Source organism: Pseudomonas sp. Fl5BN2 (genome assembly GCF_009908205.1).
Lineage (GTDB): Bacteria > Pseudomonadota > Gammaproteobacteria > Pseudomonadales > Pseudomonadaceae > Aquipseudomonas.
Window position 1 is genome coordinate 214,097 of record NZ_JAAARL010000011.1, and the last position, 16,792, is coordinate 230,888.

The 16,792-nt window shown below is 62.7% G+C and carries 12 protein-coding genes; 10 read left to right on the top strand and 2 right to left on the bottom strand.

Features of this window, described 5'->3' with window-relative positions; all coding sequences use genetic code 11:
* Window positions 1-113 precede the first annotated feature (113 nt).
* Window positions 114-2,009, bottom strand: a complete 1,896-nt coding sequence (locus tag GV819_RS17500) for an acyl-CoA synthetase (protein WP_161757301.1) — start codon at window positions 2,007-2,009, stop codon at window positions 114-116.
* A 103-nt stretch (window positions 2,010-2,112) separates the two neighbouring features.
* Here GV819_RS17500 and GV819_RS17505 point away from each other — a divergent pair, with 103 nt between their 5' ends.
* Complete coding sequence (locus GV819_RS17505) at window positions 2,113-3,144, top strand: AraC family transcriptional regulator (RefSeq protein ID WP_161757302.1); 1,032 nt, start codon at window positions 2,113-2,115, stop codon at window positions 3,142-3,144.
* A 21-nt stretch (window positions 3,145-3,165) separates the two neighbouring features.
* Here GV819_RS17505 and GV819_RS17510 read toward each other — a convergent pair whose 3' ends face one another.
* Window positions 3,166-4,122 carry a LysR family transcriptional regulator gene (locus GV819_RS17510; protein WP_161757303.1) on the bottom strand — a complete coding sequence of 319 codons (957 nt, stop codon included), beginning with the start codon at window positions 4,120-4,122 and terminating at the stop codon, window positions 3,166-3,168.
* Window positions 4,123-4,248: 126 nt separating this feature from the next.
* On the opposite strand from GV819_RS17510, the gene GV819_RS17515 reads away from it, so the two are divergent.
* The 9 genes from GV819_RS17515 (at window position 4,249) to GV819_RS17555 (ending at window position 16,744) form a co-directional block, all read left to right on the top strand.
* Window positions 4,249-6,000 (top strand): DUF1302 domain-containing protein, encoded by a 1,752-nt coding sequence (locus tag GV819_RS17515; protein WP_161757304.1) that lies wholly within the window; start codon window positions 4,249-4,251, stop codon window positions 5,998-6,000.
* Window positions 6,001-6,034: 34 nt separating this feature from the next.
* Window positions 6,035-7,396: a DUF1329 domain-containing protein gene (locus tag GV819_RS17520; protein WP_161757305.1), complete on the top strand. Its 1,362-nt coding sequence runs from the start codon at window positions 6,035-6,037 to the stop codon at window positions 7,394-7,396.
* Between the two features lie 110 nt (window positions 7,397-7,506).
* Complete coding sequence (locus GV819_RS17525; protein WP_178126025.1) at window positions 7,507-8,811, top strand: MFS transporter; 1,305 nt, start codon at window positions 7,507-7,509, stop codon at window positions 8,809-8,811.
* A gap of 50 nt (window positions 8,812-8,861) precedes the next feature.
* Window positions 8,862-10,034, top strand: a complete 1,173-nt coding sequence (locus GV819_RS17530) for an amidohydrolase (protein WP_161757307.1) — start codon at window positions 8,862-8,864, stop codon at window positions 10,032-10,034.
* Between the two features lie 88 nt (window positions 10,035-10,122).
* A complete protein-coding gene (locus GV819_RS17535) occupies window positions 10,123-11,562 on the top strand; it encodes an amidase (protein ID WP_161757308.1) in 1,440 nt (479 codons plus the stop codon).
* 174 nt (window positions 11,563-11,736) lie between these two features.
* Window positions 11,737-12,834 carry a carboxynorspermidine decarboxylase gene (gene nspC, locus GV819_RS17540; protein ID WP_161757309.1) on the top strand — a complete coding sequence of 366 codons (1,098 nt, stop codon included), beginning with the start codon at window positions 11,737-11,739 and terminating at the stop codon, window positions 12,832-12,834.
* Between the two features lie 29 nt (window positions 12,835-12,863).
* Window positions 12,864-14,108, top strand: coding sequence for a saccharopine dehydrogenase family protein (locus GV819_RS17545; protein ID WP_161757310.1), 1,245 nt, complete (start codon window positions 12,864-12,866; stop codon window positions 14,106-14,108).
* Window positions 14,109-14,393: 285 nt separating this feature from the next.
* Window positions 14,394-16,133, top strand: a complete 1,740-nt coding sequence (locus tag GV819_RS17550; RefSeq protein ID WP_161757311.1) for a dipeptidase — start codon at window positions 14,394-14,396, stop codon at window positions 16,131-16,133.
* A 269-nt stretch (window positions 16,134-16,402) separates the two neighbouring features.
* The gene (locus GV819_RS17555) at window positions 16,403-16,744 is read left to right on the top strand and encodes a hypothetical protein (protein ID WP_161757312.1); all 342 of its coding nucleotides are present in this window, start codon (window positions 16,403-16,405) and stop codon (window positions 16,742-16,744) included.
* The last annotated feature ends 48 nt before the right edge of the window (window positions 16,745-16,792 follow it).

Sequence of the window (16,792 nt, forward strand, 5' to 3'; positions counted from 1 at the left end):
ACAGGACCCAGAACCGGCTCACGCTGCAGCCAGCGACGTTCAGCCATGTGCAACGCCGCCGGAGCAAAGCAGATCGTCAACCGGTGCTCAGGTGCGCGGCCTGCAATCCACGCTCAGTTCCGCTCACTGGCAAAGGTGTAGCGGCTCAGAGCCTCGGCCAGTCGCTGGGTTTCATCCGCGCAGCGATAGCTCGCCACCAAGCCCTGCTTAGGCCTCTGCACCACCTTCACCTCTTGCAGCTCGATGGCCAGCAAGGCCGCCTCCTGGCGTATGACAGCCTCGATTTCAGCCATGACCAGCGCGGGCTTGAAGATCTTGCCCACGCCGGTGATGGGCAACGCATCGGCCAGGATCACTGCCTTGGGCACCGCTGCACGCTCAGTGATATGCCGCGTCGCGTAGTCCAGCAGCTCGGCGCTGCTGATAGCGCTTCCGGCACGCACCTGCACATAGGCCACCGGAACTTCCCCGGCATGCGCGTCGGGTCGGCCCACCGCTGCACACAGCGCGACATCGGGGTGGGTGGCCAGCACTTCCTCGATGTATTGGGGTTCAATGTTGTGGCCACCCCGGATGATCAGCTCCTTCTTGCGCCCGGTGAGCCAGAAGTAACCTTCGGCATCGCAGCGTCCAAGGTCCCCGGTGTTGAACCAGCGCTGTGCGGCCCCACCCTCGGGAGCATCGGTATCGAACCACATGCCCTGATCATGAGCGCTGTCCAGATAACCGATGAAGACATTGGGACCACTGATACAGATCGCCCCCACCTCATCGACTTGCGCATGGCGCAGCCAGGCGCCTCGCTCATCGAGGATCATCACACGCATGTCCTGCCAGGGTAGGCGCAGGCCGACGGAGCCAATGCGCGACTCGCCGCGCGCCGGATTGATCGACGACGCGCACGAGCCCTCGGTCAAGCCATAGCCTTCAAGAACGCGCTGGCCTGTCTGTTGCTCGAACTTGCGCAGCAAGTCCCTTGGCATCGGCGCTGCGCCACAGATCGCCACCGTCAGCGAGCGAGTGTCATAGCCGGCGCAGGGCACCTGTAGCAGGCCGGCGTAGACCGTGGGTACGGCTGAATAGCTACTGACCTGATGGGTTTCGACGATCTCCCAGAACCGCGACATGAATCCCGGTGTGCGAAACCCCGCCGGCGGCGCCAGCAGCACATGACCGCCCTGGGCAAATACCGCCAGGCCGCAACCGATCAGCGCATTGACGTGAAACAGTGGCAGCGAGGTAAGCACGGTGCGGCCTGGCCGCAGGACCGGCGCGCCGATCACCGTATCCAACTGCCCGCAGAAGATCACTTCATTGCGCTGGCTGTGGCAGGCAATTTTCGGCAAGCCGGTGGTGCCGCCAGTGCAATAGTAAGCCGCCACGTCATTCAGGCCCGGCGGTGCAAACCGCAGGCGGTCGCCTGGCTCAATGGCCAGTTCGGCGAAGAAATCCATTACCGGCACCCCGGACACTTCGGCAGGCAGCGGCGCACTCTGCGTGTGGCCCGGCAGATGCCGCAGCGGGTCAATCGCCAGCACACCTTGCAGACCGGGCAAACGGGCAATCGCGCCCTCGACCCGCTGCCAGATTTGCGCATCCGGCTCGGGGCCAACCGTGACCACCCAGCGGACCTTGGCTGCCGCCAGCAGCTCGGCCATCTGCGCGCCGTCCAGCAAGACGTTGACCGCAAAGGCGATACCCGCGGTCTGCGCGCCCCACATGGCAATATGGGTTTGCGGCAAGTTCGGCAGGATCAACGCGACCACGTCGCCACGCCGCACCCCCAAGCGCTGGAACAGGTTGGCGGCGCGAGTGATGTCCGCCAGCAGTTCGGCGTATGTCCAGCGCACCGGCTGCGCATGATCCTCGACCCGCAGAAAGAAGCTCAGGGCCAGAGCCTGCGGCCATTGGCCGGCGCTGCGTTCGATCAGCGCATAGGTGCTGTTTATGTCGGTAAAGGGTAGAGGGCCCGCCTCGATCTGCAGAATGTCCTTATAGTCGCAAAGCATTTCCAAGACCTCGAATGATGAATTTTCTTGACTTGAGATGCTGGCATGAGGCGAGTTAGGTTACTTGGCATTTGATAACAACCATTTGGCATCCTGGAACAAAATGAACCGCCCTCCCTTGTTTGTCAGGACCCCGGCCCTGACCGGTTTCAGCCAACTGGTCAGCGAGCATGGCGGTGACGCCCAAGCCCTGCTGGCGCGTGTCGGCATGACCCCGGCCCAGCTCGACGACGCCCATTTCAGCCTGCCCCTGGAGAAGGTCGCGCAACTGCTGGAGATCACCTCGCAGACCTTGTCGATGGCGGATTTCGGCGCGCGCCTGGCGAGCCTGCAAGACGTTTCCATCCTCGGGCCGATGGCCTTGATCGTGCTCCACGCCAGCAACCTTGCCGATGCCCTGGAGCGGGTCGCTCGCTACATGCCGTACCACTCGCCCGGGCTGAACATGAGCCTGAGCGTCGAGGGCCAATATGCCGCCTGGCATCTGGAGCATGACCCGAGTGTCAGCAGGCTGGGCGATCGGCAATTGAGCGAATTGGCGCATGGCATAGCACTTGCCTTCCTGCGTCGGGTTACCGGCAGCACCGGCAAGCAATGGCAGATCAACTTCAGGCATGACAGCCCCCTCGACAGCAAGGCCTATCGCGCCCTGTTTGGCTGCCGAGTGCGCGTCAACCAGGCTGAAAACGCCCTGTTCTTTCCCGCCGGCTTGCTGAGCACACCACTGGCCAGCGCCAGCCCGGCAATACTTGAGACCAGCGAGCGGATTGTCCGCCGCCTGATCCAGAGCCATCCCCTGGACCTGGGGCGCCAGGTGGAAATACTGGCGGAGCGCCTGTTGGTGACAGGCAACTGCAACCTGCCCGTCCTGGCTGGCCAGCTGGGCATGCCCCGGCATATGCTCCAGCGCCGCCTGCTGGCCCTGGGCTTGCGCGTCGAGGAGATCATCGATGACTTGCGCCGCAAACGCCTTGAGTCGCTACTCCCCCACCCGCAGATTGCCCTGACCGAAGTCGCGTTCCTGCTGGGTTACGGTGACCCCAGCTCGCTGACCCGCGCCTGTTATCGCTGGTTCGGCCAAAGCCCCAGCGCCTGTCGCCAAAAACTCCTGGCACGCCCCTGGCAAGCCGACTGAGCGAGCCCCGTCACCCACCGCTCAGGCGCCCGGGAATGTCGACAGCCCGGCCTCCCCCGGGGCCTCGCTGACGATCATGTCCATGGCTTGCTGGGCAATCGGCGAAAGCGTGCGTCCGGCATGGGTCACCACCGCATAGCGGATGGTCAGCACATCCGCCGGCCAGGGCGGTTGGATGAACGGTGCCAGGTCCACCAGCAGCTCGTTGTGCAGGTCCTGGTCGAGCCACGAGCGCCAGGTCAGCAGCAATGAGTCGCTGCTCAGGGTGGTTTCACGCAACAGGTTCAGATCGTTGGAACTCAGGGTCCAGGGCAGCAATGTGCCGGGCGCCAGATCGAACAAGGCATACAGCGACGCTTCGTTGGAAACCGACACGCCGCTCCACTGGTAGTCGAGGATCTGTGCACGGGAAATCGGGCCTGCCTGGAGGGCCAGCGGGTGATCGCGGCGACAGAACACCGAGGCCGGCTGAGGGGGCAAGTGGGTCACGGAAAAGCGCGGGTCGATTTCCTCGCCCGACTTGAGGCTGGCAACCACGAAATCCAGTTGCTCGGTTTCCAGCAGGTGGCACAGCTGATTCCAGTACCCGACCTGAACATTGAGCACCAGCCTGGGGACCTGTTTGCGCAACCTGATGAGGATATCGACAGTGTTGAGCGTGGCCGCCATCGGGTTGATGCCCAGGCGCAGTTCACCGCCTTCGGCACCGGCAATATCGATGGCTTGCGCCACCAGCTTCCTGGCGCAACCGAGCAACTCATGCGCACGCCCGATCAGTTGCTGCCCGGCAGCGGTCAGCATCACCGTGCGCGTATCACGATCGAAGAGTCGCACCCCCAGGTCGCTTTCCAGTGACTGGATGCTGCGGCTGAACGCCGTCTGCGACAGATTGGCCCGAGCCGCGGCGCGAGAAAAATGCAGCTCCTCGCTCAGATAAACCAGATGGCGCACACGCTTCAGATCGATTAAGTCGCTCACTGCATTAATCCAGCCCTATCTTTGCATTGGACACTCTTAACACGCTCCCAGAAGATTCTCCACCACCAGCATCGACCGGCAGACAACACGTACTGCCTCCAATAAAAAAAACGATGGGGAAGTTCTGTGGCGCACCAATTCCTGCTTGATCAATTTCGCTTCCTGAGCCTGCCGACCCTGATTGCACTGAGTATCAGCGCACCGAGCCAGGCGGCTTCCTTCGACATCGGCGAGATCCAGGGGCAATTCGATTCTTCACTGTCCATTGGCTCCAGCTGGGCACTGCGCAATCCGGACCGGGCCTTCATCGGCACGTGGAACGCAGGGCACGCTTCAAGCCAATCCTCCGACGACGGTCGGCTGAACTTTCGCAAAGGCGAAACCTTCTCGAAGATCTTCAAGGGCGTACACGACCTGCAGCTCAGCTACGGCGATAGCGGAGTGTTCCTGAGGGGCAAGTACTGGTACGACTTCGAGCTCAAGGACGAAAGCCGGCGCTATGTGCAGATCAGTGATGAGCATCGCAAGGAGGCGGCCAAGTCCGCGGGCGCGCAACTGCTGGACGCCTTTGTCTATCACAACTATTTCATCGCCGATCAGCCCGGCAATGCGCGCCTGGGCAAACAGGTGGTCAGTTGGGGGGAAAGTACCTTTATCGGCAATGGCATCAACGTGATCAACCCGACGGATGTCGCAGCCTTTCGGCGCCCGGGAGCGGAAATCAAGGAAGGCCTGATCCCGGTCAACATGCTGTTCCTGTCCCAGGGACTGACCGAGGACCTCTCCGCCGAATTGTTCTATCAACTGGAGTGGGACCAGACCGTCGTCGACAACTGCGGGACCTTTTTCGGCTCCGACGTGATGGCCGATGGCTGCAATACCCGCATGGGTTTCTCGCCCCCCTGGGACCCCAATGGCCAATACCACTTCACCCGGGGCGGCGACCGCGATGCACGCAACAGCGGCCAGTTCGGGATGGCCCTGCGCTGGCAGGTCGAGGCGCTGAACAACACCGAATTCGGCCTGTATGCCCTGAACTACCACAGCCGCGCACCGTTCATGGGCGGCACCGTCGGTAGCGCCCCCTTCGCGGTCAAGCCCGGCACCATGGCGTCGAGCGCCGAGTACTTCATCGAATACCCGGAAGACATCCGCCTCTATGGCCTGAGCTTTGCCACCACCCTGGGCACCACGGCGGTTTCCGGTGAGCTGAGCTACCGCCCGAACATGCCACTGTCACTCAATGGCAGCGACGTGACCATTGCCGCGCTCGCCGGCCCGATGGCGGCCACTCTCGGGGCCCCGATCTTCGCCAGCGGCTTTGCCCAGCCCGTGCCCGGCGAGAGTTTCCACGGGTATGTGCGCAAGCCGGTGACCCAGGCGCAAATGACCCTCACCCATTTCATCGATCAGGTCTGGGCCGCCGAGCGCCTGACCCTGATTACCGAGATTGGCTACAACCATCTGGGAGCTATCGACAGCAACGCCTTGCGCTTCGGCCGGGACAGTATCTTCGGCAACGGCGAACTGCCCGACAACCGCAATTGCGCGCTGATGGCCAACCCGGTCAACCCGCAGAACTGCAACAACAAGGGTTTCTACACCGCCAATTCCTGGGGTTATCGGAGCCGCGCCATCCTCGACTATCAGAACCTGATCGCCGGGATCAACCTCAAGCCCAGCCTATCCTGGTCGCATGACGTGGAAGGCTACGGCCCCAACTTCAACCAAGGCAGCAAGGCCATCAGCCTGGCCCTGGATGCCGACCTCAGCAATACCTACTCGGCGAGTCTTTCCTACACCGATTTCTTCGATGGTCCCTACAACACTTCGACTGATCGCGACTTCGTCGCCCTCAGCTTCGGCGTGAGCTTTTGAATCCGCAATCAGCAATCGAACAGGACAAGGTGCGATGAAAATTTCGAAGTCGGTGTTTCACGGCAGTGCGTTGTCGCTGCTGCTTTGCACGTCGGCCATGGCCGCGGTGTCGCCCGAAAAGGCGGCAACACTCGATACCACGTTGACCCCGGTGGGCGCGGAGCGCGCCGGCAATGCCGAAGGCACGATCCCGGCCTGGACGGGCGGCCTGGCGAAGAATGCCGGGGCGATCGACAGCGCTGGTTTTCTCGCCGACCCCTATGCCAGCGAACGCGCGTTGTTCAGCATTACCCCGCAGAACGTCGAGCAGTACAAAGGCCGCCTGTCCCCGGGCCAGGTCGCGATGTTCAAGCGCTACCCCGATTACCGGATGAACATCTACCCCACTCACCGCAGCGCCAACGTGCCGCCGAGCATCGTCGAGGCGGCCCGCAAGAACGCCCTGAACACCACCCTGGTGGCCGGCGGCAATGGCCTGGAGCACTTCACCAAGGCCTTTCCGTTTCCGATCCCCAAGGACGGACTGGAGGTGATCTGGAACCACATCACCCGTTATCGCGGTGACAGCGTGAAACGCCAGATGGTGCAGATCGTGCCGGATGTCCAGGGCAACGGCACCCCCGTGACCTTTGCCCACCAGTATGTGTTGCGCGAGAGCCTCGCCGACTACGATCCGGCCAAGCCGAGCAACGTGCTGTTCTACAACAAGCAGACCGTGGTGGCGCCAGCGCGCCTGGCCGGCAACGTGGAGCTGGTTCACGAGACCCTCGATCAGGTCAAGGAACCGCGCCAGGCCTGGATCTACAACGCCGGCCAGCGGCGTGTCCGGCGTGCCCCGCAGGTGGCCTACGACGGACCCGCCGCCAGCACCGACGGCCAGCGCGTGGTGGACAACTACGACATGTTCAACGGCGCCCCGGATCGTTATGACTGGCAACTGGTGGGCAAGCAGGAACTGTACATCCCGTACAACAGTTACAAGCTCGATTCGCCCACGCTCAAGTACGCCGAGATCACCAAGGCCGGGCACATCAACCAGGACCTGGCGCGCTATGAACTGCACCGTGTGTGGCACGTGGTCGCGACCTTGAAACCGGGCCAGCGCCATGTGTATGCCAAGCGTGATTTCTACATCGACGAGGACTCCTGGCAAGCCGCGGTCATCGATCACTACGACGGGCGCAATACCCTGTGGCGCGTGGCCGAAGCCCATCAGCAGTCCTACTACAACAGCCAGGTGCCCTGGTACACCGCCGAGACCCTGAATGACATGGTCAGCGGCCGCTATCTGGTGCTGGGCCTGAAGAACCAAGAGAAGAGCAACTATCAGTTTGGCGTCAAGGCGCTGGAGGCCGAGTTCACGCCCAACGCCTTGCGCCAGAGTGGGGTGCGCTGAACGCCGGTCACAACGGCTCGAACCACAGCGCCTTCGCCGAGGTGGCGCCAGGACCTCGTACTGGCGGCTGGCACAGACCTTGCGCCAATCGCCACTCTTTGGAAAATGCCATGAAAAGTACCCCCGCTCCTTCGCTACCGCTTCAATACGCACCGTCCGAAGCGCCGGCGATACCCCGCGGCAACATGCGCCGGGTGGTCATCGCCTCCTCCCTGGGCAATGCGCTGGAAATGTATGACTTCACCGTCTACAGCTTTTTCGCGGTGATCATCGGCCAGCTGTTTTTTCCCTCCGACTCACCACTGGCATCGTTGATGATGTCGCTGGTGACCTTTGCCCTGGGTTTTGTCGTCCGCCCGCTAGGGGCAGTACTGATTGGCCGGGTGGCCGACCGCTACGGTCGCAAGCAGGCGCTGTCGCTGACCATTGCCTTGATGACCGTGGGCACGGGCATCATTGCCTTTACCCCCACCTACTCCAGCATCGGGATCTTCGCCACCGTCATGCTGGTGTTCGGACGGATGCTGCAGGGCTTTTCCGCAGGCGGTGAAGTCGGCGCCGCGTCGGCCTTCCTGATGGAGTCCGGACGCACTGACAACCGCTGCTTCATGGTTTGCTGGCAAGGCGCGAGCCAGGGCGCCGCCGCCTTGCTCGGGGCGCTCTCCGGGCTGCTGCTGACCAGTGTCCTGTCGGAGCAGGCGCTGCACAGCTGGGGCTGGCGCATTCCGTTCATCATCGGCCTGCTGATCGGCCCAGTGGGCTGGTACATCCGCAAGCACCTGGATGAAACCCACCAGAACCCGGAGAACCCGACGCCGCTTCGCGACCTGCTGCGCAAGCACGCGCGCACGCTGGGCCTGGGCATCTTGCTCATGGCCAGTTCGACGGTCACCTCCTACATGGTGGTGTTCTACATGCCGACCTACCTCACCCGGACCTTGCATTACTCCAGCAGCTTCGCCTTTTCACTGGTGGCCTTCGCTTGCGTCCTGCTGACGGTCGTTCCCCCGCTGGCCTCGCGATTCGCTGACCGCATGCCACGGCGCAAGCCCTTGCTGTACTGGCTGTGTGGCCTGCAGATGATCCTGACCTACCCGGCCTTCATGCTGCTGGGCCTGCAAAGCACCCTGCTGTGCCTGGTGGCGGTGTCGATGCTGATCCTGCCGATGGCCATCAGCGGCGGCGCCGGCCTGGCGCTGCTGATGGAAGCCTTTGCCCGTGACGAGCGAGTCACCGGGCTGTCGATCGTCTACAGCTTCGGGGTCACCCTGTTCGGTGGTTTCTCGCCACTGATCGTGACCTGGCTGATCGCCGTTACCGCAAACCCGCTGGTACCTGCCTGGTATCTGTGCGCCGCCATCGTGCTGAGTGGCGTGGCCCTGCGTTTCTACCCGGAATACCCGGGCCGTCCCTGAATCCGAGCTGCAACTGTACATCCACCTGGAACAAGGAATCCGTTGTGAACATGACCCCTCTGCAAGACCAACTGCAAGCCGGCAACGAGCGCTTTGTGAAGATCCGGCGCACCATCCACGCCCATCCGGAGCTGGGTGAAGACACCCTGGACACCGCAGCCCTGGTCACCGGCCTGCTCGAAGGCTGGGGCTATGAAGTCCACACCGGGGTGGGCGGCAATGGCGTGGTCGGCGTATTGCGTCGCGGCTCGGGCACCAGGACCCTGGGCCTGCGGGCAGACATGGATGCCTTGCCGATCATCGAGCGCAACGGTTTGCCCTGGGCCAGCCAGCGCGCCGGGGTGATGCACGCCTGCGGTCATGACGGCCACACCGCCACCCTGCTGGCAGCGGCCGAACAGTTGGCCCTGCACGGCGAGTTCGACGGCACGCTGAACCTGATCTTCCAACCGGATGAAGAAGGCCTGACCGGCGCCAAGCGAATGATGGCCGACGGACTGTTCCGACGCTTCCCCTGCGATGCGGTGTACGCCTTCCACAACATGCCGGGGTTTCCCGTGGGCTACGCGATCATCAAGAGCGGCGCCGTCATGGCCTCGTCCGAACGGGTCGGCATTACCCTGACCGGCAAAGGCGGACATGGCGCCATGCCGGAGCGCGCCATCGATCCGATCCCGGCCCTGGCCGGCGTCATCAGCGCCCTGCAGAGCGTGGTCTCGCGCAACATCAGCGTCAACGATGCGGTGGTGATCAGTATCGGCAGGGTGCACGCCGGCACCGCCACCAACATCATTCCCGAATCGGCCATGCTGGAACTCAGCGTGCGCACGGTCGACCCGCTGATCCGACAACAGGTCGAGCAACGGATCCGCACCATCGTCGCAGGCCAGGCCGCTGCATTCGGGGTCACCGCCGAGATCGACTATCAATTGCTGGCACCGGTCCTGGTCAATACCGTCGCCGAGACTCAGCAGATGCTCGACGCCGCGCGCAAGGCCCTGGGCGACGAGAACGTGGTGGAGCAGGTGTCATTCAGGGCCATGGGCAGCGAGGATTTTGCCTGGATGCTGGATGAGGTACCCGGCTGCTATTTCGGACTGGGCAATGGCACGGGGGAGTTCAACGGCTGCTCGGTGCACAACGATCACTACGACTTCAATGATCAACTGATTCCCCTGGGCGCGGCGTGCTGGGTGGAGCTGGCCGAAGCCTACTTGCGCTGAAGCGCGTTGTTGTCGAGGGCGCCCGGCCCGGGCGCCCACACGTGGTTTTGTGCAGGCCCGGCCTGCACCCGCACATCAGGACACTGCCATGCCAAACGCTACCGCCATCGCCGACATGAGCGCCATCGAGCTGCTCACTCATTACCGTGACAAGCGCCTGTCTCCCGTGGAAGTCACCCTGGACGCTCTGGCCCGTATCGAGCGCTTCAACCCGCTGGTCAATGCCTATTGCTACACCGATCCCGAAGGCGCCCTGAGCACCGCACGCGAGTCTGAAAAACGCTGGTTGAAGGGCCAGCCCTGCGGCGCGCTGGACGGCCTGCCCACCTCGATCAAGGAACTGACGCCCACCCGGGGCATGCCCACGCGCAAGGCATCACTGACGATTGGCGCGCAAGGCCCCTGGGACGTCGACGCCCCCGTCACCAGCTTTATGCGAGAAGCCGGTGCCGTGGTGCTAGGCAAGACCACCAGCCCGGAGTTCGGCTGGAAAGGCGTGACCGACAGCCCGCTCTATGGCATCACGCGCAATCCCTGGGACACCCGCATGACCAGCGGCGGCTCCTCCGGCGGCGCGGCGGTGGCCGCAGCACTCAATCTGGGCGTGCTGCACCAGGGCAGCGATGCCGGTGGTTCGATCCGCATCCCCAGCAGCTTCACCGGCACCTTCGGCTTCAAACCGACCTTCGGCTACATTGCGCAATACCCGGCCAGCGCGACGACCCTGGTGTCTCACCTGGGGCCCATGACCCGCACCGTGGAAGATGCCGTGCTGTTCCTGCAGACCATCGCCCGCCCCGACCCGCGAGACGCGCTGATGGGCGCGCCGCGCCATACCCCATGGTTGCCTGAAAGCACAGACCTCAAGGGCCTGCGCATCGCCTTCAGTGCAGACTTCGGCTATGTACAGGTCGATCCGCAAGTCGCCCGCCAGGTGGCACAAGCCGTTGCACGGCTGGAGCAACTGGGAGCGACCGTCGAAGCCATCGACCCGGGATTCGACGACCCGCTGCAACTGTTCAAGACCCTGATCTACGCGGGCGCCCAGGCACTTGCCGGGCAACTGGACGCGGCCCAGAAAGCCTTGCTCGATCCGGGCCTGCTGCGCGTTACCGAGGAATGCCGCCACATCACCCTCGCCGACTTCACCGCGGCCCAGGAAGCGCGGGCGGTCTTGATGGCCCACATGAACATGTTTCACCGCCGCTACGATCTGCTGGTCTGCCCGATGCTGCCGATCACCGCGTTCGAGGCCGGCCACGACACACCGCCCGGCAGCGCAATCGACGACTGGATGAAGTGGTCGCCTTTCAGCTACCCCTTCAACCTGACTCAGCAACCTGCGGCTTCATTGCCCTGCGGATTCTCGAAGGCCGGACTGCCCATCGGCCTGCAGGTGGTAGGCGCGCGATTCGCCGACGATCAGGTACTGCGCGTATGCCGGGCCTACGAGCGCGCATTTGCGACACCCCATCCGCAGGCCCCCATGACCGGGGCTGCCACAGACCCGCAGCTTTCACCGGTGTAACCCAGCCGCACCGCCTGTATCCGGGCGGTGCGCCCCTCAAACACTGGCCACGCATCGGCCGCGAAAACAAGGAAGCAGACGGTTAGCGGGCGAAAATCCATTTCCGACCTTTCGATCTGCAGGCACTGAAGGCACAATGCGTACCTTTTTGGCTGGCCCTGCCGGAGTCCTGAAATGATCAAAACGCCGTACTACCTCATCGACAAACAGAAGCTGCTGGGCAACATGCAGAAGATTGCCTACGTGCGCGAGCAGTCGGGCGCCAAGGCCCTGCTGGCGCTCAAGTGCTTCGCCACCTGGTCGGTGTTCGACCTGATGCAGCAGTACATGGACGGCACCACCTCGTCGTCGCTGTACGAACTCAAGCTCGGCCGGCAGAAGTTCGCCGGTGAAGCCCATGCCTACAGCGTGGCCTGGGCTGACGATGAAATCGAGGACATGCTCGATAACTGCGACAAGATCATCTTCAACTCCATCAGCCAGCTGCAGCGCTTCGCCGATGCCAGCGCCGGCAAGGTCCGCGGCCTGCGGGTCAACCCCCAGGTGAGCAGCTCGGACTACCTGCTGGCCGACCCGGCCCGGCCGTTCAGCCGCCTCGGCGAATGGGACCCGGCCAAGGTCGAAGCGGTCATCGAGCAGATCAGCGGCTTCATGTTCCACAACAACTGCGAGAACGACGACTTCGCTCTGTTCGACCAGATGCTGTCCACCATCGAGGAACGCTTCGGCCACCTGCTGCACCAGGTCGAGTGGGTCAGCCTCGGCGGCGGCATCCACTTCACCGGTGATGACTACGACGTCGACGCGTTCTGCGCGCGCCTCAAGGGCTTCTCCGAGAAGTACGGCGTGCAGGTCTACCTGGAACCGGGCGAAGCGGCGATCACCCAGAGCGCATCCCTGGAAGTGACCGTGCTCGACACCCTGTACAACGGCAAGCACCTGGCGGTGGTGGACAGCTCCATCGAAGCGCACATGCTGGATCTGCTGATCTACCGCCTGAACGCCAAGCTGGCCCCGAGCAGCGGCGAGCACAGCTACATGATTTGTGGCAAATCCTGCCTCGCCGGCGACATCTTCGGTGAGTATCAATTCGAACGTCCGCTGGCGATCGGCGATCGACTGTCGTTCGTCGATGCGGCGGGTTACACCATGGTCAAGAAAAACTGGTTCAACGGTCTGAAAATGCCGTCCATCGTCGTGAAACAACTCGATGGTAGTGTCGAAGTGGTTCGCGAGTTTGGTTTCGAAGACTATCTGTCCAGCCTTTCCTGAGCGGGCAGACACGAGGAGAAGTAAATAAATTGAAGAAGAATGTTCTTATCATTGGTGCAGGAGGTGTCGCCAAGGTGGTGGCCCACAAGTGCGCGCAGCACAACGACGAACTCGGTCGTATTGCTATCGCGTCGCGCAACATCTCCAAATGCCAGGCCATCATCGATAGCGTCAAGGCCAAGGGCAGCCTCAAACAGCCCACAGCAATCAACGCGTTCGCCCTCGACGCGCTGGACATCGAAGCGACCAAGACGCTGATCCGCGAGACCCAATCGCAGATCGTCATCAACGTCGGTTCGCCGTTCCTCAACATGTCGGTGCTGCGTGCCTGCGTCGATACCGGTGCGGCCTACCTGGACACCGCGATTCACGAAGAGCCGGGCAAGGTCTGCGAAACTCCGCCGTGGTACGGCAACTACGAGTGGAAACACCTCGAGGAGTGCCAGCAGAAGAACGTCACCGCCATTCTCGGCGTGGGCTTCGATCCGGGCGTGGTCAACGCCTATGCGGCCCTGGCCAAGCAAGAACATTTCGACCGCATTGATTCGATCGACATCCTCGATGTCAATGCCGGTTCCCATGGCAAATATTTCTCGACCAATTTCGACCCGGAAATCAACTTCCGCGAATTCACCGGACAGGTGTGGAGCTGGCAGAACAGCCAGTGGACCAGCAACAGCATGTTCGAAGTCAAGCGCACCGACGACCTGCCGGTCGTAGGCTCGCAGAACCTGTACCTGACCGGCCACGATGAAGTGCACTCGCTGTCGAAGCACCTCGACGTGCCCAACGTGCGCTTCTGGATGAGCTTCGGCGAACACTACATCAATGTGTTCAACGTGCTGAGGAACCTGGGCCTGCTTTCCGAGCAGCCGGTGAAGACCGCCGAAGGCCTGGAAGTGGTGCCACTCAAACTGGTCAAGGCCGTGCTGCCTGACCCGGCGTCACTGGCCCCGGGCTACACCGGCAAGACCTGCATCGGTGACCTGGTCAAAGGCACCAAGGATGGTCAGCCGCGCGAAGTCTTCATCTACAACGTGGCCGACCACGAAGAAGCCTACGCCGAAACCGACAGCCAGGGCATTTCCTACACGGCCGGCGTGCCGCCAGTCGCGGCCGCCTTGCTGGTAGCCCGTGGCGAGTGGGACGTGCAGCGCATGGTCAACGTCGAGGAACTGGCGGCCAAGCCGTTCCTCAAGGCACTGGACCTCATGGGCCTGCCAACCCGGATCAAGGACCAACACGGCGACCGTCCGTGGGACGTCGCGCCTTGATCTAGCCGCCACAGCGGGGCGTGCCTGAATCGGCGCGCCCCGCTCCAGGTACCCCCTGCCCGGCTCACTGCAGCCATTTCACAGGGCTCTCGCGCCTTGCAGAACCGCTCTGGCTTCCCCCGCCCCGGGGCAGTTTTTCGTTTGTGCGTCGCTTTTGCATTTCTGTGCGACAGTTGCCACTTCAGGGTCTCCCGCAGTACTCCTTCGTAGTGTTAGCTTGGGAAAGTTTCTGTCTGATTCCTCAGACACTTCCTACCCACTGCCTGCAAAGGAATGCCCTCTACAATGGATTTCTCACTCAAGCAACTGGCTGCGGCCACCCTGGTGCTCGCCAGCCTGTCGTCCTTCACCAGCACCGCCCAGGCCAACATCACCCCGCAACAGAGCGCGGCCATCCTCAAGACCTTCAGTGACGCCTCGGTCAGCGACTTCCGCCAGTTCCTCGGCGACCTGGGCAAAAGCCCACTGGCCAAGACCAACAATCTCGCGCCGACGATCAACGCCTTCCTCGCCGACCAGAGCCTGTCCGCCGAACAGCAGAACGAGATCCATCGCCTGCTGGGCCTGTATACCCGGATCAAGTACGGCAAGGCGGCCACCCAGACCCTGAGCGAAATGGTGGCCATCCCGACCTTCCAGGTGGAGGGTGTGCCCCAGCACGAAAACCCCGAGTTCATCAAGATCGCCGACAAGATCAAGGACCTGGCCCAGGCCTTCGACCTGAAGTTTCGCAACATCGACAACCGCGTCTATGAAATCGCCCTGGACGGCAAAGGCGATGAGCTGGTCGGCATCCATGCCCATGCCGACGTCGTGCCGGTAACCCCGGAGAACTGGGTGCTGAAGGACGGCACCCGCCTCGACCCGTTCAAGGTCACGCTGATCGGCGACCGCATGTATGGCCGCGGCACCGAGGACGACAAGAACGGCATCGTGGTGACCCTGTACGCCATGAAGGTGATCAAGGAAGAAAAGCTGCCCTTGGCACGCAACTTCAAGCTGCTGGTGGACACCACCGAGGAAACCAGCGGCGACGCGATCCCCTACTACTTCGAACACAACCCGACCCCCAACTACAACCTGGCGCTGGATGGCGGCTACCCGGTAGTGATTGCCGAGAAAGGCTACGGCACGGTGATGGCGAGCTTTGCCCGGCGTCCCGCAGAAGGTAAAGGCGCGGAGATCACCGCGCTGACCGGCGGCCTGGCCACCAACCAGATTCCGTCGGCCTCGGTGGCCACCCTGGTCACCGACCAGCCCGCCGCACTCGCCGCCAGCCTGCAGAAAGCCGGCAGCGACTATGCCAAGCGCAATGGCGGCAACTTCGAAGTCAGCGCCAAGGTGGTGGGCAAGGAGGTCAAGCTGACCGTCACCGGCGTCTCCGCCCACTCCTCCGAGCCCGAGACTGGGGTCAACCCGGTGGCCCGTGCGCTGGACCTGATCAACAGCCTCGACGGCAAGGTTGCCCTCAAGCACAACGAAATCACCGACGCCGCCCGCTACGCCGCCGACAACTGGGGCCTGGACTACCTGGGTGGCAAATTGGGCATCGGCTTCTCCGACACCTTCATGGGCCCGCTGACCACTTCCCTGACCTATGTCGGCATGGACGACAAAGCGTTCAAACTGGCAGTCAACCTGCGGGTGCCAAAAGGCAAGACCCCGCAAGTGCTCAAGACCGAGATCACCGACAAGCTGGATGCCTGGAGCAAGCAGACCCACGTCGCCGTGAACTTCGACACCTCCATCGCCGAGCCGATGTACCGCAACCCCGAGGGTGAATGGGTCAAGGCGCTGCTGGCCGTGGCCAGTGAAAACCTGGACATGGCGCACAAGTTCGGCACCTCCGCCGGCGCCACCTCGGTGCATCAACTGCCCAATGGCGTGCAGTTCGGCCTGGCTCGGCCTGAGGTCAAGTACACCGGCCACACCGACAGCGAGTTCAAGACCGTCGACCAGTTCCTCCTCGACCTGCAGATCGTCACCGAGATGATGGGCCGTATCGGGCAGTTGCCCAAGCTCTGATTCACGCTCGGACCCGCCGTGCTGGCGGGTCCGCTTCGTTGAGCGAGTTGATCGGTGGCGAGATCGAACAGGCCGTTCGGTTGACGGCACAGAGGTCAGCTCCGGACGACGAGCAGCCTTGGAATCGGCGGGTTGGAAGCCTATATTCCGGGTCGATAATCCTGACTTAATGCAAGTTCAGCCTGATTACACGAACTGAGCCCTTCGACACGCCATCCACGACTCATGTCACATGCCAAGAGTCACTTTCAACGACTACACTCCAGCCCATGAAACGCATTCTGCGGTTATGCCTGATCTTCATGCTCAGCCTGGCGCTTCCCCTCAGCGGGATGGCGGGCGTGCAAGCACCGACAGAGCCGTGCCCGATGAAAACCCTGGGTATGTCGATGATGGACGGCATGGGCATGGACTGCTGCCATGAGATGAAAAGCCTTGCCGATCACGGCAAGCCTTGTAAGCCGGGCCAGGAATGCAAGACCGGTGGCATGCTTCAGGTCTCCCTCATCAAGCCCCCCATCAGCCTGTTCAGCCCAATCGTGTTGCCGCTACTCAGCGACGCCCTCCCCGTGCAAACCCCTCCAGGGGTGTGGCGACCGCCGCGGGTTTGATTCCTGTACCGCCCTGAACCTCATTCCGCGTCAGCGGGATGGCATGGC

What these genes read in the sequence shown, in the direction of transcription:
- GV819_RS17505 (WP_161757302.1), top strand. Translation starts at nt 2,113, where the DNA reads ATGAACCGCCCTCCCTTGTTTGTCAGGACCCCGGCCCTGACCGGTTTC.
- GV819_RS17525 (WP_178126025.1), top strand. Translation starts at nt 7,507, where the DNA reads ATGAAAAGTACCCCCGCTCCTTCGCTACCGCTTCAATACGCACCGTCC.
- GV819_RS17530 (WP_161757307.1), top strand. Translation starts at nt 8,862, where the DNA reads ATGACCCCTCTGCAAGACCAACTGCAAGCCGGCAACGAGCGCTTTGTG.
- GV819_RS17535 (WP_161757308.1), top strand. Translation starts at nt 10,123, where the DNA reads ATGCCAAACGCTACCGCCATCGCCGACATGAGCGCCATCGAGCTGCTC.
- GV819_RS17520 (WP_161757305.1), top strand. Translation starts at nt 6,035, where the DNA reads ATGAAAATTTCGAAGTCGGTGTTTCACGGCAGTGCGTTGTCGCTGCTG.
- GV819_RS17555 (WP_161757312.1), top strand. Translation starts at nt 16,403, where the DNA reads ATGAAACGCATTCTGCGGTTATGCCTGATCTTCATGCTCAGCCTGGCG.
- nspC (WP_161757309.1), top strand. Translation starts at nt 11,737, where the DNA reads ATGATCAAAACGCCGTACTACCTCATCGACAAACAGAAGCTGCTGGGC.
- GV819_RS17500 (WP_161757301.1), bottom strand. Translation starts at nt 2,009, where the DNA reads ATGCTTTGCGACTATAAGGACATTCTGCAGATCGAGGCGGGCCCTCTA.
- GV819_RS17550 (WP_161757311.1), top strand. Translation starts at nt 14,394, where the DNA reads ATGGATTTCTCACTCAAGCAACTGGCTGCGGCCACCCTGGTGCTCGCC.